Annotated in this window: 12 protein-coding genes and 1 tRNA gene; 4 read left to right on the top strand and 9 right to left on the bottom strand. The window is 30.9% G+C overall.

Features of this window, described 5'->3' with window-relative positions:
* Positions 1-393: 393 nt before the first annotated feature.
* Positions 394-813, bottom strand: coding sequence for an rRNA maturation RNase YbeY (ybeY, locus tag GKZ88_RS20065; protein WP_155104097.1), 420 nt, complete (start codon positions 811-813; stop codon positions 394-396).
* Positions 810-4,202, bottom strand: a complete 3,393-nt coding sequence (locus tag GKZ88_RS20060) for a DUF4175 family protein (protein WP_155104096.1) — start codon at positions 4,200-4,202, stop codon at positions 810-812. Before GKZ88_RS20060 ends, ybeY begins: the two co-directional genes overlap by 4 nt.
* A 162-nt stretch (positions 4,203-4,364) precedes the next feature.
* Between GKZ88_RS20060 and gltX the strand changes: the two genes are divergently transcribed.
* Both gltX and GKZ88_RS20050 read left to right on the top strand, forming a co-directional pair.
* Positions 4,365-5,870, top strand: coding sequence for a glutamate--tRNA ligase (gene gltX / locus GKZ88_RS20055; protein ID WP_155104095.1), 1,506 nt, complete (start codon positions 4,365-4,367; stop codon positions 5,868-5,870).
* A gap of 135 nt (positions 5,871-6,005) precedes the next feature.
* A complete protein-coding gene (locus GKZ88_RS20050; protein WP_155104094.1) occupies positions 6,006-6,989 on the top strand; it encodes an SPFH domain-containing protein in 984 nt (327 codons plus the stop codon).
* Between the two features lie 29 nt (positions 6,990-7,018).
* Here the strand turns inward: GKZ88_RS20050 and GKZ88_RS20045 are convergent, their stop codons facing one another.
* The 5 genes from GKZ88_RS20045 to GKZ88_RS20025 form a co-directional block, all read right to left on the bottom strand.
* Complete coding sequence (locus GKZ88_RS20045; protein ID WP_155104093.1) at positions 7,019-7,273, bottom strand: DUF6327 family protein; 255 nt, start codon at positions 7,271-7,273, stop codon at positions 7,019-7,021.
* A gap of 5 nt (positions 7,274-7,278) precedes the next feature.
* The gene (locus GKZ88_RS20040; protein WP_155104092.1) at positions 7,279-7,629 is read right to left on the bottom strand and encodes a competence protein; all 351 of its coding nucleotides are present in this window, start codon (positions 7,627-7,629) and stop codon (positions 7,279-7,281) included.
* Between the two features lie 73 nt (positions 7,630-7,702).
* Positions 7,703-8,029 carry a YtxH domain-containing protein gene (locus GKZ88_RS20035; RefSeq protein ID WP_155104091.1) on the bottom strand — a complete coding sequence of 109 codons (327 nt, stop codon included), beginning with the start codon at positions 8,027-8,029 and terminating at the stop codon, positions 7,703-7,705.
* Between the two features lie 89 nt (positions 8,030-8,118).
* Positions 8,119-8,598, bottom strand: a complete 480-nt coding sequence (locus GKZ88_RS20030; RefSeq protein WP_155104090.1) for a hypothetical protein — start codon at positions 8,596-8,598, stop codon at positions 8,119-8,121.
* 1,162 nt (positions 8,599-9,760) lie between these two features.
* Positions 9,761-11,878 carry a glutamine--tRNA ligase/YqeY domain fusion protein gene (locus tag GKZ88_RS20025; RefSeq protein WP_155104089.1) on the bottom strand — a complete coding sequence of 706 codons (2,118 nt, stop codon included), beginning with the start codon at positions 11,876-11,878 and terminating at the stop codon, positions 9,761-9,763.
* Between the two features lie 107 nt (positions 11,879-11,985).
* Between GKZ88_RS20025 and folB the strand changes: the two genes are divergently transcribed.
* Positions 11,986-12,345, top strand: coding sequence for a dihydroneopterin aldolase (gene folB, locus GKZ88_RS20020; protein ID WP_155104088.1), 360 nt, complete (start codon positions 11,986-11,988; stop codon positions 12,343-12,345).
* Positions 12,346-12,439: 94 nt separating this feature from the next.
* A tRNA-Cys gene (locus GKZ88_RS20015) sits at positions 12,440-12,510 on the top strand.
* Positions 12,511-12,683: 173 nt separating this feature from the next.
* Here GKZ88_RS20015 and GKZ88_RS20010 read toward each other — a convergent pair.
* Both GKZ88_RS20010 and GKZ88_RS20005 read right to left on the bottom strand, forming a co-directional pair.
* Positions 12,684-13,361 carry a LysE family transporter gene (locus GKZ88_RS20010; RefSeq protein WP_155104087.1) on the bottom strand — a complete coding sequence of 226 codons (678 nt, stop codon included), beginning with the start codon at positions 13,359-13,361 and terminating at the stop codon, positions 12,684-12,686.
* Between the two features lie 13 nt (positions 13,362-13,374).
* Positions 13,375-14,043: a head GIN domain-containing protein gene (locus tag GKZ88_RS20005; RefSeq protein WP_155104086.1), complete on the bottom strand. Its 669-nt coding sequence runs from the start codon at positions 14,041-14,043 to the stop codon at positions 13,375-13,377.
* Positions 14,044-14,048: the final 5 nt, after the last annotated feature.

Below are 14,048 nucleotides of genomic sequence, written 5' to 3'. Positions count from 1 at the left end.
CTTCTTTTGTTCCACGTGGAACGGTTTTTTTTGTTTGAAGTTTCAAACCTAAACCAGATGTTCCACGTGAAACATCTATTCTTTTAAACTCAAAATTCAAACCCAAATCTTCAACGTTTCACGTGAAACATTTTCTAAACCAAACCTCAGATTCAAAAACTAAATCTAAAAGTTCCACGTGAAACATTACAATTTCCTTACTTTTAAAGAGTAGATTTCACGTGTTCCACGTGAAACATTTTATAAAGCTTAAACCTCTTACTTGTGTTTCACGTGGAACAAAAATTCTAAATTCTAAAATTTAAAAACGTTTCACGTGGAATATAAAATACTTTTCTTTATAAACGTGTTCCACGTGGAACACGTTTTCTTTGTTTCTTTTTAGATGTTCAATTACTGTTCCACGTGAAACATCGCAATCTTCTCATCTTCTTTTGAACGCATAAGTTCTGCATCTGCATCACTTTTATCTTTGTATCCACAGTAATGTAATATACCGTGAGCAAGAACGCGTTTCAATTCTTCTTCAAAAGAAACATTAAAATCTTTTGCATTATCTTCTACTCTTTCAACAGAAACAAAAATATCTCCGTTTAATTCGTTCCCAACTGTATAATCAAAACTGATAATATCTGTCAGTGTATCGTGGTTTAAATACTCTACATTTATTTTATGCAGATATTCATCATCACAAAAAATATAATTTATTTCTCCCTCATTCTTCTTTTCAGAAACAATAACAGCGCTCAACCAATCTGTAAAAGCTTGTTCGTTGTCTAAAGAAAACTCGGTTTCGTAATTAAAGTTTATCATTTTGTATTAAAATATTCTTGAACCTTTTGATTAAAATTCGAGCGCAAAGGTAGCGATTGTCTATTTAAAATTTCTACACTATTTAAATAATCAGTTAATGACCTTGGTAAAGCATTTGCACGATTAGAAAATTCAGCCTTATTTGTTTCAGATTGACGCTTCGTATCTTGGCCTTGTTCCTGAACTGCATTGTTTAATTTTAAAAGTTCTTGCTGAATATTTAAAATTCTCTGCAGATTCTCATTCTTAAATCCCTTGTTCAAAATCTGTTTTTCTGAAGCTTTCATCTGTTCAATTGCAGCTCTTCCTTGCGCATCTAAACCTTTTTTGGTTAACTCATTTTGTAAAGCCTCACGAAGTTTAACTTGCTCTTTGTAAATTTCCATGATTTTTTCAGCATCTCCTTCTCCATCTTGACCTTCATTTCCATCCTTTCCTTTTCCTCCTTCTTTACTTCCTTGTCCGTTTTTGCCTTGACCATTCTTCCCATCTTTTCCGTTTCCTTCTTTCCCTTGCTGACCATCTTGACTTGGTTTTCCTTCACTGGTTTTTCCTTGCTGACCACTTCCTGATTTATCACCTTGCTTCATACCTTCTTTCATTTTGTCAGCCAGACTTTTTTGTTTTTGAATAATATCTGGTAATTGCATTCCTTGTCCGTCTCCCGGTTTTGGTTTTCCAGCTCCAGGATTAGCCATCGACATCTGCATACTATTCAAAAGATCACTTAAAAAATCGGCCAATTTGTTTGCAGATGACACTGCGTATTGTTGGTGCGAAACTCCTTTTGGAATTTGAACATCGGTTAAAACTTCAATCGCTTTATCCATATTATATTGTACGTTCCCTATTTCCTTAGTTACATCTTCTGCAATTTTTGGATTTCTAAGAGACATTGCAAACAAACTATCATCAACATGTTTGAACTGTTGTTTTAAATTTTGTTGAATTTTTATGTTCTTTTTATAAGCCGAAGAACCCAATTTCATCGATTTAAATTGTTTCATGACATCTTCCTGAGATAATGAAAAAGCTAAAAGATTATCCAAAATCTGACGAAGCATAGCAACATCTTCTTCTAATTGTTCTTGTTCTCCGCCTTCCATACTTGAACTCATTTGTTCTGCCATTGACTTCATTTTCTTCGAAGCACTTTTTTGTTTTGGCTTAGCCGAAGAAGTATTCTTTTTATTTAATTCTTCCGAAGCTTTGTTCAGATCATTCTCTACATCTTTTTCTTTTGAAGCATCTTTCGGAATATCCAAAGGAGATTTCAAAGTATTATTCTCTTCTTTCAAATCTTTAAGATCTTCCTGAATTTTATCAAATGATTTATTAATATCGTCTTGCTTCTCTTTTGTGTTTTCAGCATCTTTATTAGAAAGTTCTTCTTGCTTTTCTGCCAACTTGTTTAGCTTCTCTGCAACTTGTTCTGCTTTCTTTTCTACATAAAAACGCTTCGTTAATTCAACTAATTGTTCTAAATTACGAGATTGGTTTTTACTGATTTGTTTGAACTTTTCCATCTTATCAAACAACTCTTCGCTGTTTAATTTATCATTTAGGTTCTTTAGTTCATCCATCAATTTTTGATTTTTCTCTAAATCTTTTTCAGCATTATCTAAACGCTTTTGTAAATCTTCAGCAGTTTTGTCTTTCTTATCTGTATTGTATTTATTTAAATTCTTATTCATTTTTTCAGCAAACTGCTTCATCATTTCGTCTTGTTGTTTTTGACGTTTGATAAAATCATTTACTTTCTGCTGATCTTTGAACTCCAAATTATCTTTTTCTTTTCCGGTATTTTTCAGTTTATCCATTTCAGAAAATTGCTTTTCCTGATTCTTTAATGATTTAGATAAACTATTAATGTTAGCATTTTGCTGTTGTAATTCTGCATCATGAACTTCATCTGTTGTAGCAACGCGATCTGAAAATGTAGAAGATTTTGTACTCTTAAATCCGTGCAATGCATCATTATCAAAAACCTCAAAATAGTATTCATACGATACTCCTTCTTCAACTGCAAGATTACTCGGGAAGTTAAAAACGAACTGATCGAATACTGCTTGCTTTACCGGAATGGTTCCTCGTTTTGCAGTTTGCGGTTTGCCATGTTCATAATACACAATCTGCAATTTTGATAAACCGTAGTCATCTCCTAATCTTCCCAAAACATAATTCTTATCTAATTCTAAACTATCCGGAGCTGGAGAAACTGTGATTGTTGGATGCTGATCTTTGATAACTGACAACTGATAGTCTAATTTCTCGTAATTTTTAACCTTATTATTCGAAGTAAGAATTTGATATTCTGTATTTTGATTAATATTTTTAGCCAATTTAAATTCATTTTCAGCCTTATTAAACTTTAAAATTGCGTTCTCATCCTTCCAAACCACTTCCTGAGTGGACTGTGTTTTCATTTTCCAGGTCACGATTGTTCCTTCTGGTACGATAGCATTTCCGGTTCCCTGAATCGTTTCTGATTTCTTTTTTAGATAAGACGGAAAATTCAAAACCATTTCGAAATTAGCAATTGATGGAACTGTGATCACTTTCAATTCATATTCATTTGATGAAACTGTATTTCCTTCAAAAGAAAACTGAACATCTGAAGTTGGTTTTTCAATCTTGAATTCGAACTTTCCGGTTTGAGAAGATTCCATAAAATAGCTTTCATCACCAATATGAATCATCACGTTTTCTGGAACAATTTTTCCTTCAGTTTCAACTTTTACAATAAAATCTTTATTTTGTTCAGTTTGAAGATTGTCATTTAAAACCACAAATTTGAAAGGAGCCGGCGGTAAAAACGAAGCATTAAAATGTACTACTCTATTAAAACTTTGAGAAATGATATTACTATTTCCGGAAACAAAAAACACTGCAAACAACAAAACCGGAATCAAAGCCAACGGCAAATACTTTTTATTTGATTTAAAATTAATAGCATTTCCAAACGGAATTGGCTGCAACGAATTTGCTTTTTGTTCGATCGAAGCCAACATTAATTCTGAACTTTCTGCTGAATTTTCATTAGATGAAAGCTGTAAAAAGTTCGTCAATTTATCACTTACTTCTGTAAAATGATTTCCAATAATGGCCGAAGCCTGATTATAATCAATTCCCTTTTGAAGTTTGAACAACTTAAAAATTGGAAACAAGATAAATCGAAACAACAGAAAAACTTCTACTCCTATAAATATCCAAAACAAAAGCGTTCTTCCAGCTGGTTTCAGCCAAAGAAAATACTCAATAAAAAGTGTAAACAGGAAATACAAAAGTCCGAAACCAATAAAAAGAAGTCCTCCTTTTATCAATTCGTTCATATAATATTTCTTTATAAATCCTTCTAATTTCTGATATATTGCAGATGATGTTTTCAAAATAAAATCTCTTTTAATTATAACCCATAAAAGTACTAATTATAGCAATTCAAATTCTAAAAAATAAATTCCAAATTCCAATCTGAAATACACATTGGAATTTGGAATTTTAAAAAATTGGAATTTATCTAAAGTTGTATCTTTGCATCAAAATTTAAACAAATGTCAAAGCAAGTTCGTGTGCGTTTTGCACCAAGTCCGACTGGACCATTACATATTGGCGGCGTTCGTACTGCCCTATTTAATTATTTATTTGCAAAAAAACATAACGGTGTTTTTTATCTGAGAATTGAAGATACAGATCAGACTCGTTTTGTTCCAGGTGCAGAAGAATATATTATGGAAGCGCTGGAATGGTTAGGAATTGCTCCTGAAGAAACCGTTGGAAAAAATGAAAAATTTGGTCCGTACAGACAAAGTGATCGTAAGGAATTATATCAATCTTATGCAGATCAATTGATCAATTCGGGTTGGGCTTATTATGCTTTTGATACTCCGGAAGCTTTAGATGCGCACAGAAAACAACACGAAGCTGAAGGAAAAACATTTATTTACAACCATCACAATCGTGAAAAACTAGATACATCTTTAGTAATTTCTGCAGAAGAAGTTGCTAAAAGAATTGCAAATGGAGAACATTATGTAATCCGTTTTAAAACTCCGGTTGATGAAACTTTGCATTTAAAAGATATCATTCGAGGTGATGTTAAGTTTGAAACTAATCTTCTTGATGATAAAGTTCTTTTCAAAAGTGACGGAATGCCAACGTACCATTTAGCCAATATTGTTGATGATCATTTGATGGAAACTTCACATGTAATTCGTGGTGAAGAATGGTTGCCATCGATGCCTCTTCACGTTTTATTATACAGAGCTTTTGGTTGGGATGCTCCGGAATTTGCACATTTACCTTTGATTTTGAAACCAATTGGAAACGGAAAATTATCTAAAAGAGATGGTGACAAATTAGGATTTCCTGTGTTTCCATTAGAATGGAAAACCGAAGAAGGCATTTCATCTGGTTACAGAGAGAAAGGATTTTTCCCGGAAGCTGTTGTAAACTTCTTAGCTTTACTTGGATGGAATGACGGAACGGAAAAAGAATTATATTCTTTAGAAGAATTAGTAGAAGCTTTTGACTTGAACCGCGTTCATAAAGCAGGAGCAAAATTTGATCCAGAGAAAAACAAATGGTTCAATCATCAATATTTAATCAAACAAAATGATGCCGATTTAGCGAAGAGCTTCGCTCCTATTTTAGTTGAAAAAGGCTTCTCGACTCCGCTCGAAGTGACAACTCGTATCGTTTCACTCATTAAAGAAAGAGCAAATTTCGTTTCAGAATTTTGGGATTTGACCGATTTCTTTTTTCAGGCTCCAACATCATATGATGAAAAAGCAAGTAAAAACTGGAAAGAAGAAACTCCGGCTTTAATGCAGGAATTGATTTCAACTCTAGAATATATTGATGGTTTTGATTCTGCAAATATCGAAGCAATCGTAAAAGATTGGTTAACAAAAAACGAAATCGGAATGGGTAAAGTGATGCAACCTTTCCGTTTGAGTTTGGTTGGAGCTTTGAAAGGTCCTCACCTATTTGACATTGTTGAAATCATTGGAAAAGAAGAAACTATTTCGAGAATTCAGAAAGCGATAGCAACTTTGTAATCAAAATACAGTTCAAAATATAAACGCTAAGAAACATCTAACAAATGTTCTTAGCGTTTTTTTAATGTTTTAAAATTTTCTTTTAGAAGAATTTTCGTAATTTACCAAGATCAAAAATCTAAATTAATTATCACCATGAGTACAGCATTTATTATCTTACTAGTTCTGGCATTCTTTATTTTTATGTCTTCTTTTTTTACAGTAAAGCAACAAACAAGTGTTATCGTAGAACGCTTTGGAAAATTTACAAGCGTTAGAAATTCGGGTTTACAATTAAAAATTCCAGTAATTGATAGAATTGCAGGTCGCGTAAATCTAAAAATTCAACAATTAGATGTTCTTATTGAAACACAAACTAAAGACAATGTCTTTATTAAAATGAAAGTTTCGGTTCAGTTTAAAGTAATACAGGAACATGTATATGAAGCTTTTTACAAACTAGAATATCCACATGATCAAATCACTGCTTATGTTTTTGACGTTGTACGTGCCGAAGTTCCTAAATTAATTTTGGATGATGTGTTTGTTCGTAAAGATGATATTGCAATTGCAGTAAAAAGAGAATTGAACGAAGCTATGACAACTTATGGTTATGACATCATCAATACACTTGTAACAGATATTGATCCAGATATTCAGGTAAAAAATGCAATGAACAGAATCAATGCGGCGGAAAGAGAAAAAACAGCAGCAATGTTTGAATCTGAAGCACAAAGAATTAGAATTGTAGCAAAAGCAAAAGCTGAAGCTGAAAGTAAAAAACTTCAAGGTCAAGGTATTGCTGATCAACGTAGAGAAATTGCACGTGGATTAGTAGAAAGTGTTGAAGTTTTAAACAATGTTGGAATCAATTCACAGGAAGCCTCTGCATTGATCGTAATTACACAACATTATGATACACTGCAAGCTATTGGAGCTGATACCAACTCTAATTTGATATTATTACCAAACTCTCCTCAAGCGGCAAGTGATATGTTAAATAGTATGGTAACTAGTTTTTCAGCTTCAAATATAATTGGAGAAGAGATGAAAAGACAACCTAGAAAAGTTAAAAAAACAAACAATTCTGATATAAACTATAATCCATCAGATACTTCAGAGCCAACAGAAACGGCTTAATAAAAGTAATACAAAAATAAAAAAGAGGCTTAATGGCCTCTTTTTTTATTTATAAACCAATTGATAACAAAAGGTATAATAGATTCTAAAATTTTCGGATATGATTTTTTAAAGTAATCTGTATAAGAGGAAACAAAACCATTTACAATTTTTTGCGGTGTTATGCTCTCTTTCGTTTTCTGAAAACTTAAAACTAATTTCTGATAATTAATCTCCTTTTCTAATTTTAAAATTTCCAGATCTCTATCAAGTTCTGCATACGATGAGTATTTTTTCTTTTCCATAATTCTTAATCATTAAAAAAGATTTCTGAAAATTTCTCTAGAATTGGTCCTTCAACAAACTTGTCTTTTACAAAGAAAAGTAAGATTGTAAAAAACAAATAGATCCCTCCTACTGTCAAAAATCCGAGCGCGTTACTTTCAAATAAACTGCCAAAAGCATACGCTGCTGCAAAAGATCCAAAAAGCAAAACCATACTAAAACACAATAAAATCAAAGTAAACTTAAAAATTAAAGTAGTCGATTTCATTGCCACTTTAAAACCCCAAAGTTTATAATATGCTAAATGACTTTCAATATATTCTTTAGCCTGATCTTGAATATTTTCAGTATTTTCTTTTAATTCTTCAAAAGCCATAATGATGTTTTTAAATAAAAAAACACATTACTTATCTTAAAAATAGCCAAGTAATGTGTTTATAAGAATGATATTATTTTTGAAGTTTCGCGTTTTGTGCTTTTAAATCAGCCAATTTAGATTCTAAAAAACTGATTACCTCTTCAGTCTTGTAACTCATATTCGAAAGCAATTCGTCATAAGTTCCATCAAGATTCTTTTTTGCATGAGTAAATTTTTCACGAAGCACTTCAGAACTTGCCGAAAGTGAATCCTTTAAATTATGTGCAGCATCATCTATACCTTCTTTCAATTTTGCACGAGTTTTTGATCCTTTGTCTGGAGCAAATAAAATTCCGATAGCTGCACCAGCAGCAGCAGCAGCTAAAATTGCGGCTGCAGTATTTAAGTTCTTAGACATAATATTAAAATTTAAATGAGTAATAAAGGTAAACTTTTTTAAAATATAAATTACTGAATAAATGTTATTTACAAATTTTAACACTAAAATTAATACATGTAAGCTACAGCTTCATATTTACCATCTGCCTTTTGAATAATACTTACAAATGGATAACCGCTTGAAGCCGATTTCGTTTTAATTCTCATAGCAGTCTGGTTCTCATTTGCAATGGGCGGTTCACCTTTTGTCCTTGTCGAAACTCCAGTAAAACTAGTTGCCTGCTTCAGCCCTATTGTCTTTTCCTGAGGCAAAACTGTTACCATTTTGTAATCCTCTTTTGAATCTACAACTATCTTATCTGTAACCTTTTGTGTTTGCTTTGTCTGTTTATTGGTAATAGATGAAACTGCATATTTGCTAATTTTTACTTCTTCTGAACTTCCGTTAACTGAATAATAAATTAAACCATTCTCGTTTTTAATGAAATTAACATCTAGTTGTTCACCATTATGTTTTGTAATTTGATGTGTTTGTGAAATTGCAATATTTGCAAATAACATCGCTAGCGTAAAATATAAAATTTTCATGATAATAAAATTTAAGGATTAAAATGTTTGGCTGCCAAAACAAGACAAAATTTCAAATAACCCGTTAAACCAATTTCATGAAATTTAAAAATTATAAAATGCTTTCCAAAAATACCTTTACGCTACAAGTATTAGCAAAACAATTTTACAATTCGAATTGACCATAAAATCAATTTTTAGAAACAGACTTAGAATTTAGCTAAAAGCAAAAATTTTCAAATTTCAAATTTTAGATCAACTCAGATCCTATTCTTTAAGTGTCTTTAAGAAATTTTAATTTCTCATTTGACCCTTTGATAAAAATAGCAACTTTATAAACAATTGTATGTTAACAACCCGTTAAACTGACAAAAATAACAGCCAAAACTAAAATAAAGACTCTATTTAAAGAATAATTCAAAAAATGAGTTATCTATCAACTAATTAAAAAACATGCTTTAAAATACATTTATTGCATTCATTTTTAATACATAAAAACTATCAAAAATAAATTTTAAATCAATTTTAATAATTATTAATAAAATTTATAAATATTAAAATATAATCAAAATACTTTATAAAATAAAAACTATAATTTTCTTGATTAAAAAATGAAAATAAATCCAACCTAAACTTAAAAATAAAAAATACGCTTCTGAAAATAGAAAATTTGACTCCAAAAAATCAAAACTTAAAATAAGCGTCAATTTTAAAAAATTTTAAAAAATAGGATTATAGAGATGGAAGATTTTAAAAATTGTCTTAAAACTAATTTATGAAAGTCAGTTTTAATTAATAAAATTTATCATTTTTAAAATTATAATCGTTTTTATAAATAATATATATAAACTATTAAAGTAAAAAATAAAATAATACTTAACTATATTAAAAAATTTACAACAGAAAAAACTACCGAAGATTTCATTTAAAATTTTTGAAGAGGAAAATCTAGCTCAAAATTCTAAAATCAGAGTGAAAAAAGTAAAAACTTAAAATAAAAGCGTCTGTTAAACGATATTTAAAAATAAGATTAATGTGGTGGAAGAATTTTAAAAACGCTTTAAAATTAATTTATGAAAGCTGTTTTTAATTTATAAAAATTATAAAAAATTACATTTTAATAAATTTTATATATAATAAAAAAGCGCTTTTAAAAAGCGCTTTTCCATAGATTCTAATTATTTTATTTCTTTACCATCTCGGAAAGAATTTCAATTTCTCTCTCCGATGCATTTTTAGGAGGATTTGAATATAATTTCAAAATTTCGTCATCAAATTGATTTCTGAAACTTTCATTTTCAAGATCTCTTAAATTTAAAAGTGCTTTTGATCGAACATAGGTTGATTCACTTTTTAAAGACATTGAATATAATTTTTTAATATCATCTTCTTCAAAATCAGTGGATTTCCAGTTTGAATATTTCAAAATAAACTGAGAAAACAACAATGAAGCTTTATTATTGTTGATGTTTTTCTTTAAAGAATTCTGCAAAAGTGAAAAACTAGAAACATTTTTGATGCTCTCCCCTATTGCACTTTCAATTGCAATACGTTCTGGTTTCGTTTCAACTTTAAAATATTTGTTGATTTCTTTTAAAGAATTATTGATGCTGTTTTCTTCTTTTTTGCCTTTTTCTTCCCAAGCATCTTTCAATCCAACCGTCTTGTTAAACACTAATTTTGAATCAGTTGAGTCTTTATCAACAGTAAAATAACCCAAACGCTGAAACTGAAATTTATCTTCATTTTGAACTGTTGCCAAACTTGGTTCAACAAATCCTTTTACAATTTCTAATGAATTTGGATTCACAAAATCTAAGAAATTTTTGTCTTTATAACTGTCCGGAGCTTCATCTGTAAACAAACGATCGTACAAACGAACTTCTGCTTCAATGGCATGCTGAATTGAAACCCAATGTAATGTTCCAGATACTTTTCTTTGGCTTGCTTCGGTACCGCTTCCGCTTAAAGAATCGGTGTCATAAGTAACATGAATTTCTTTAATATTTCCTTCAGCATCTTTTATAACACTTTCTCCTTTAATGATATACGCATTTTTAAGACGTACTTCTTTTCCTAAAGTCAAACGGAAAAATTTAGCTGGAGCTTCTTCTAAAAAGTCTTCTCTTTCGATATATAATTCACGCGAAAAAGGTACTTTTCTGAAACCTGCATTTTCATCTTCCTGGTTATTTTCAGCTTCTAACCACTCTTCTTTTCCTTCCGGATAATTGGTAATTACCACTTTTACCGGATCTAAAACGGCCATTACACGAGGTGCAATTTTGTTTAAATCTTCACGAATACAAAATTCTAAAACTGAGATATTAATCAAATTATCACGTTTTGCAATTCCGATTGTATTGGCAAAATTACGTAAAGATGTTGCCGTATAACCTCTTCTTCTTAACCCAGAAATGGTTGACATTCTTGGATCATCCCAAGAATTAACATGCTTTTCTTTAACAAGTTGCTGTAATTTTCTTTTACTAACAACCGTATGTGATAAGTTACGTCTTGCAAATTCTCTTTGCTTTGGACGCAGTTTATTTTCGTCTAAAATCTGATCTAAAAACCAATCGTATAATTCACGGTGAGGCAAAAATTCCAGTGTACAAAATGAGTGTGAGATTTCTTCTAAATAATCACTTTGTCCGTGTGCCCAATCGTACATTGGATATATTTTCCAGGTATCTCCCGTTCTATGGTGATGTTTGTGTAAAATCCTGTACATGATAGGATCACGCATCAACATATTGGTTGATTTCATGTCTATTTTTGCACGAAGAATATGTGTACCAGCCTCAAATTCACCGTTTTTCATTCTTTCGAATAAATCTAAATTTTCTTCAACAGAACGATTTCTGAATGGACTATCAGTTCCAACTGTAGACGGAGTTCCTTTTTGAATCGCCATATCTTCAGAAGATTGACTGTCAATATAAGCTTTATCTTTTTTAATTAATAAAACAGCCCAATCGTATAATTGTTGGAAATAATCAGAAGCATAACGTTCTTCTGCCCAGGTATAACCCAGCCATTCTACGTCTTTTTTAATGGCGTCAACAAATTCCTGTTCTTCTTTTTCAGGGTTTGTATCGTCAAAACGTAAATTTACAGGTGACTGATAATCAAGTCCTAAACCAAAATTTAAAGCAATAGCACTTGCGTGGCCAATGTGTAAATAACCGTTTGGTTCTGGTGGAAAACGAAAATGAAGTTTGTTTTGTGAAAGACCTGATTTTAAATCTTCCTCTATGATTTGTTCAATAAAATTGAGTGATTTCTCTTCTGATGCCATTATTTTATAGTAATTTTAGCAAAGATAAAAAAAAGGTTTCAGGTTTCAGGTTTAAAGTTATTTAAGTGGCGCATAACCTGAAACTTTAAACGTGAAACAATATAAAAATGGGAGTTATAAAACTAAAAAACATTCGTACTTTTTCGTACCACGGATGTTTAATTGAAGAAGGAAAAATTGGATCTGACTACACTGTTGATCTAAAAATTAAAACAAATTTAGAGAAATCAGCAGAAACAGATCATCTTTTAGACACTGTTGATTATGTTCATTTGAATAAAATTGTTGAAGAAGAAATGGCAATTCGTTCACATTTATTAGAACATGTCGCCAAAAGAATCAATATTCGTGTACTGGCTGAAATTTTAACAGTAGAAAAAACAACAGTTTGGGTATCTAAAATAAACCCTCCTATTGGTGGTGATGTTGAAACAGTTACCATAAAAATGACGGAAATCAGAAAGTAATTATTTTAATTAAAATCGTATTTTTTCAAAATAGTTCATACGAAACTTTTGAATTTTAAAGATTTTAGTTACTTTTGCCATCCGTTCAAGCAATGGCGTCGTGGCCGAGCGGCTAGGCTGGGCTCTGCAAAAGCTCCTACTCCGGTTCGAATCCGGACGATGCCTCTAAAACCTTCAAAGCAATTTGAAGGTTTTTTTTATGTCTTTTTCTTTCGAAAACTTAGTATTCAACTTTGTCAAAGTTTTGAACTTTGATAAAGTTTATTCGTACATTATAAACATAAAAAAAACCTCTGAAATTCAGAGGTTTAATTGTATATTTTTGAGTTATTAACAAACTACTTATCAATCTTTTCAAAAGCATTTTTAACCATTTCCTTTTCTTTTGGAAACCATCCTTGAATCATCAAAACAAATCCAAAAACCATTAAAACTATACTAATTCCTTTTTTGATTTTTAATATATTAGTTGGTGTCATTTTAGATTTTAATTGTTTAGCTAATAGTATTTTAAGACAGTCAACAAATAAATAAGTTAAAATTACTGCAGTAAAAAATGTAATCATTCTTGAGTTTTGCATTTCTAATTTTGGTCCGACAGAAATAATAACGGCAAGCCAAAAACCAAGGACTCCAATGTTGATAACGTTCAGTAAAAAACCTTTTACAAACAAACTTCCATAGTTTCTTTTTAAGATATCACGGTCAATTTCTTCATCATTAATTTTTTCTTCTTTCTTTAGTTTCACAAAAGAAATAATACCATACGAAAGCATGATTATACCTCCAAAAATAAAAAGCGCTGGTTTATCTTTTAAACTCGAAATCAGTCTGTAACTTCCTAAATAGGCTATAGCAATAAAAAAAATATCGCCTAATACTACTCCAAAATCAAAGACAATTGCGGATCTGAAACCTTTTGTAATACTGGTTTCTAATAGAACAAAAAATACCGGACCTACCATAAAGCTCAGAACAAGTCCCCATGGCAGTCCAGCCAGAATATCATTTATCATCAAAATACTGTTGTTATTTTACTTCTTCGATTTTACCTCCAAAGACTGTTTTTTGGTTTATTTGTTTTGGTTTTCCATAAATGTAAATAGAGCCTCCTGCGCTTACTTTTGCATCGACAAGGGTTGACGCATTCACATCAGCTTTTCCGCCCGCAGAAACGCTTACAGTAGTTTGAGACGTACTTAATTTACTTCCCAGCAAATAACCTCCAGCTCCTAGACTTGCATCTTGATTTGAGGCTTTACCTGTTAATGTAATTTTACCACCTGAAACACAGCTTACTTTTAGTTTATCAACATCTAGCTCAACATTAATGATACCGCCTTCCTGTGCACTTACTTTAAAAGACGTAGCTTTAATCGCTTCACTGCTTTTTACCTCTGCTCCTTCATTAACATCTATCAATTCTATATGTTTGTAATATAGCGTAATATCTAAATCATTTCCAGATAAAAGCTTAGGAAAAGGCATTCTTAATTTTAATGTCCCATTTTTATTTACAGCTTCAACTTCAGCTTCTCTGGCACCTTTTATAACAATTTTATTTTCAGATGACGGAACTAATTTTACACATAACTTATCAAATACTTTTACAGTATCAAAATCACCTAACTCTTTAGTAACCTGAGCAAACGACATTTGAGCAAATAAAATTACTGCTCCAATAATTAGCTTTTTCATACTTT

This window comes from Flavobacterium sp. LC2016-01 (assembly GCF_009711135.1).
Classification (GTDB): domain Bacteria; phylum Bacteroidota; class Bacteroidia; order Flavobacteriales; family Flavobacteriaceae; genus Flavobacterium.
Note: the sequence above shows the minus strand (reverse complement) of the source record. Positions and strands in the feature narration are given on the sequence as shown.

Bases quoted from the DNA above. Each gene is read 5' to 3' on its own strand.
- GKZ88_RS20040 (WP_155104092.1), bottom strand. From the start codon at position 7,629: ATGGCTTTTGAAGAATTAAAAGAAAATACTGAAAATATTCAAGATCAG.
- GKZ88_RS20005 (WP_155104086.1), bottom strand. From the start codon at position 14,043: ATGAAAAAGCTAATTATTGGAGCAGTAATTTTATTTGCTCAAATGTCG.
- gltX (WP_155104095.1), top strand. From the start codon at position 4,365: ATGTCAAAGCAAGTTCGTGTGCGTTTTGCACCAAGTCCGACTGGACCA.
- GKZ88_RS20045 (WP_155104093.1), bottom strand. From the start codon at position 7,273: ATGGAAAAGAAAAAATACTCATCGTATGCAGAACTTGATAGAGATCTG.
- folB (WP_155104088.1), top strand. From the start codon at position 11,986: ATGGGAGTTATAAAACTAAAAAACATTCGTACTTTTTCGTACCACGGA.
- GKZ88_RS20035 (WP_155104091.1), bottom strand. From the start codon at position 8,029: ATGTCTAAGAACTTAAATACTGCAGCCGCAATTTTAGCTGCTGCTGCT.
- GKZ88_RS20025 (WP_155104089.1), bottom strand. From the start codon at position 11,878: ATGGCATCAGAAGAGAAATCACTCAATTTTATTGAACAAATCATAGAG.
- ybeY (WP_155104097.1), bottom strand. From the start codon at position 813: ATGATAAACTTTAATTACGAAACCGAGTTTTCTTTAGACAACGAACAA.
- GKZ88_RS20030 (WP_155104090.1), bottom strand. From the start codon at position 8,598: ATGAAAATTTTATATTTTACGCTAGCGATGTTATTTGCAAATATTGCA.
- GKZ88_RS20050 (WP_155104094.1), top strand. From the start codon at position 6,006: ATGAGTACAGCATTTATTATCTTACTAGTTCTGGCATTCTTTATTTTT.
- GKZ88_RS20010 (WP_155104087.1), bottom strand. From the start codon at position 13,361: ATGATAAATGATATTCTGGCTGGACTGCCATGGGGACTTGTTCTGAGC.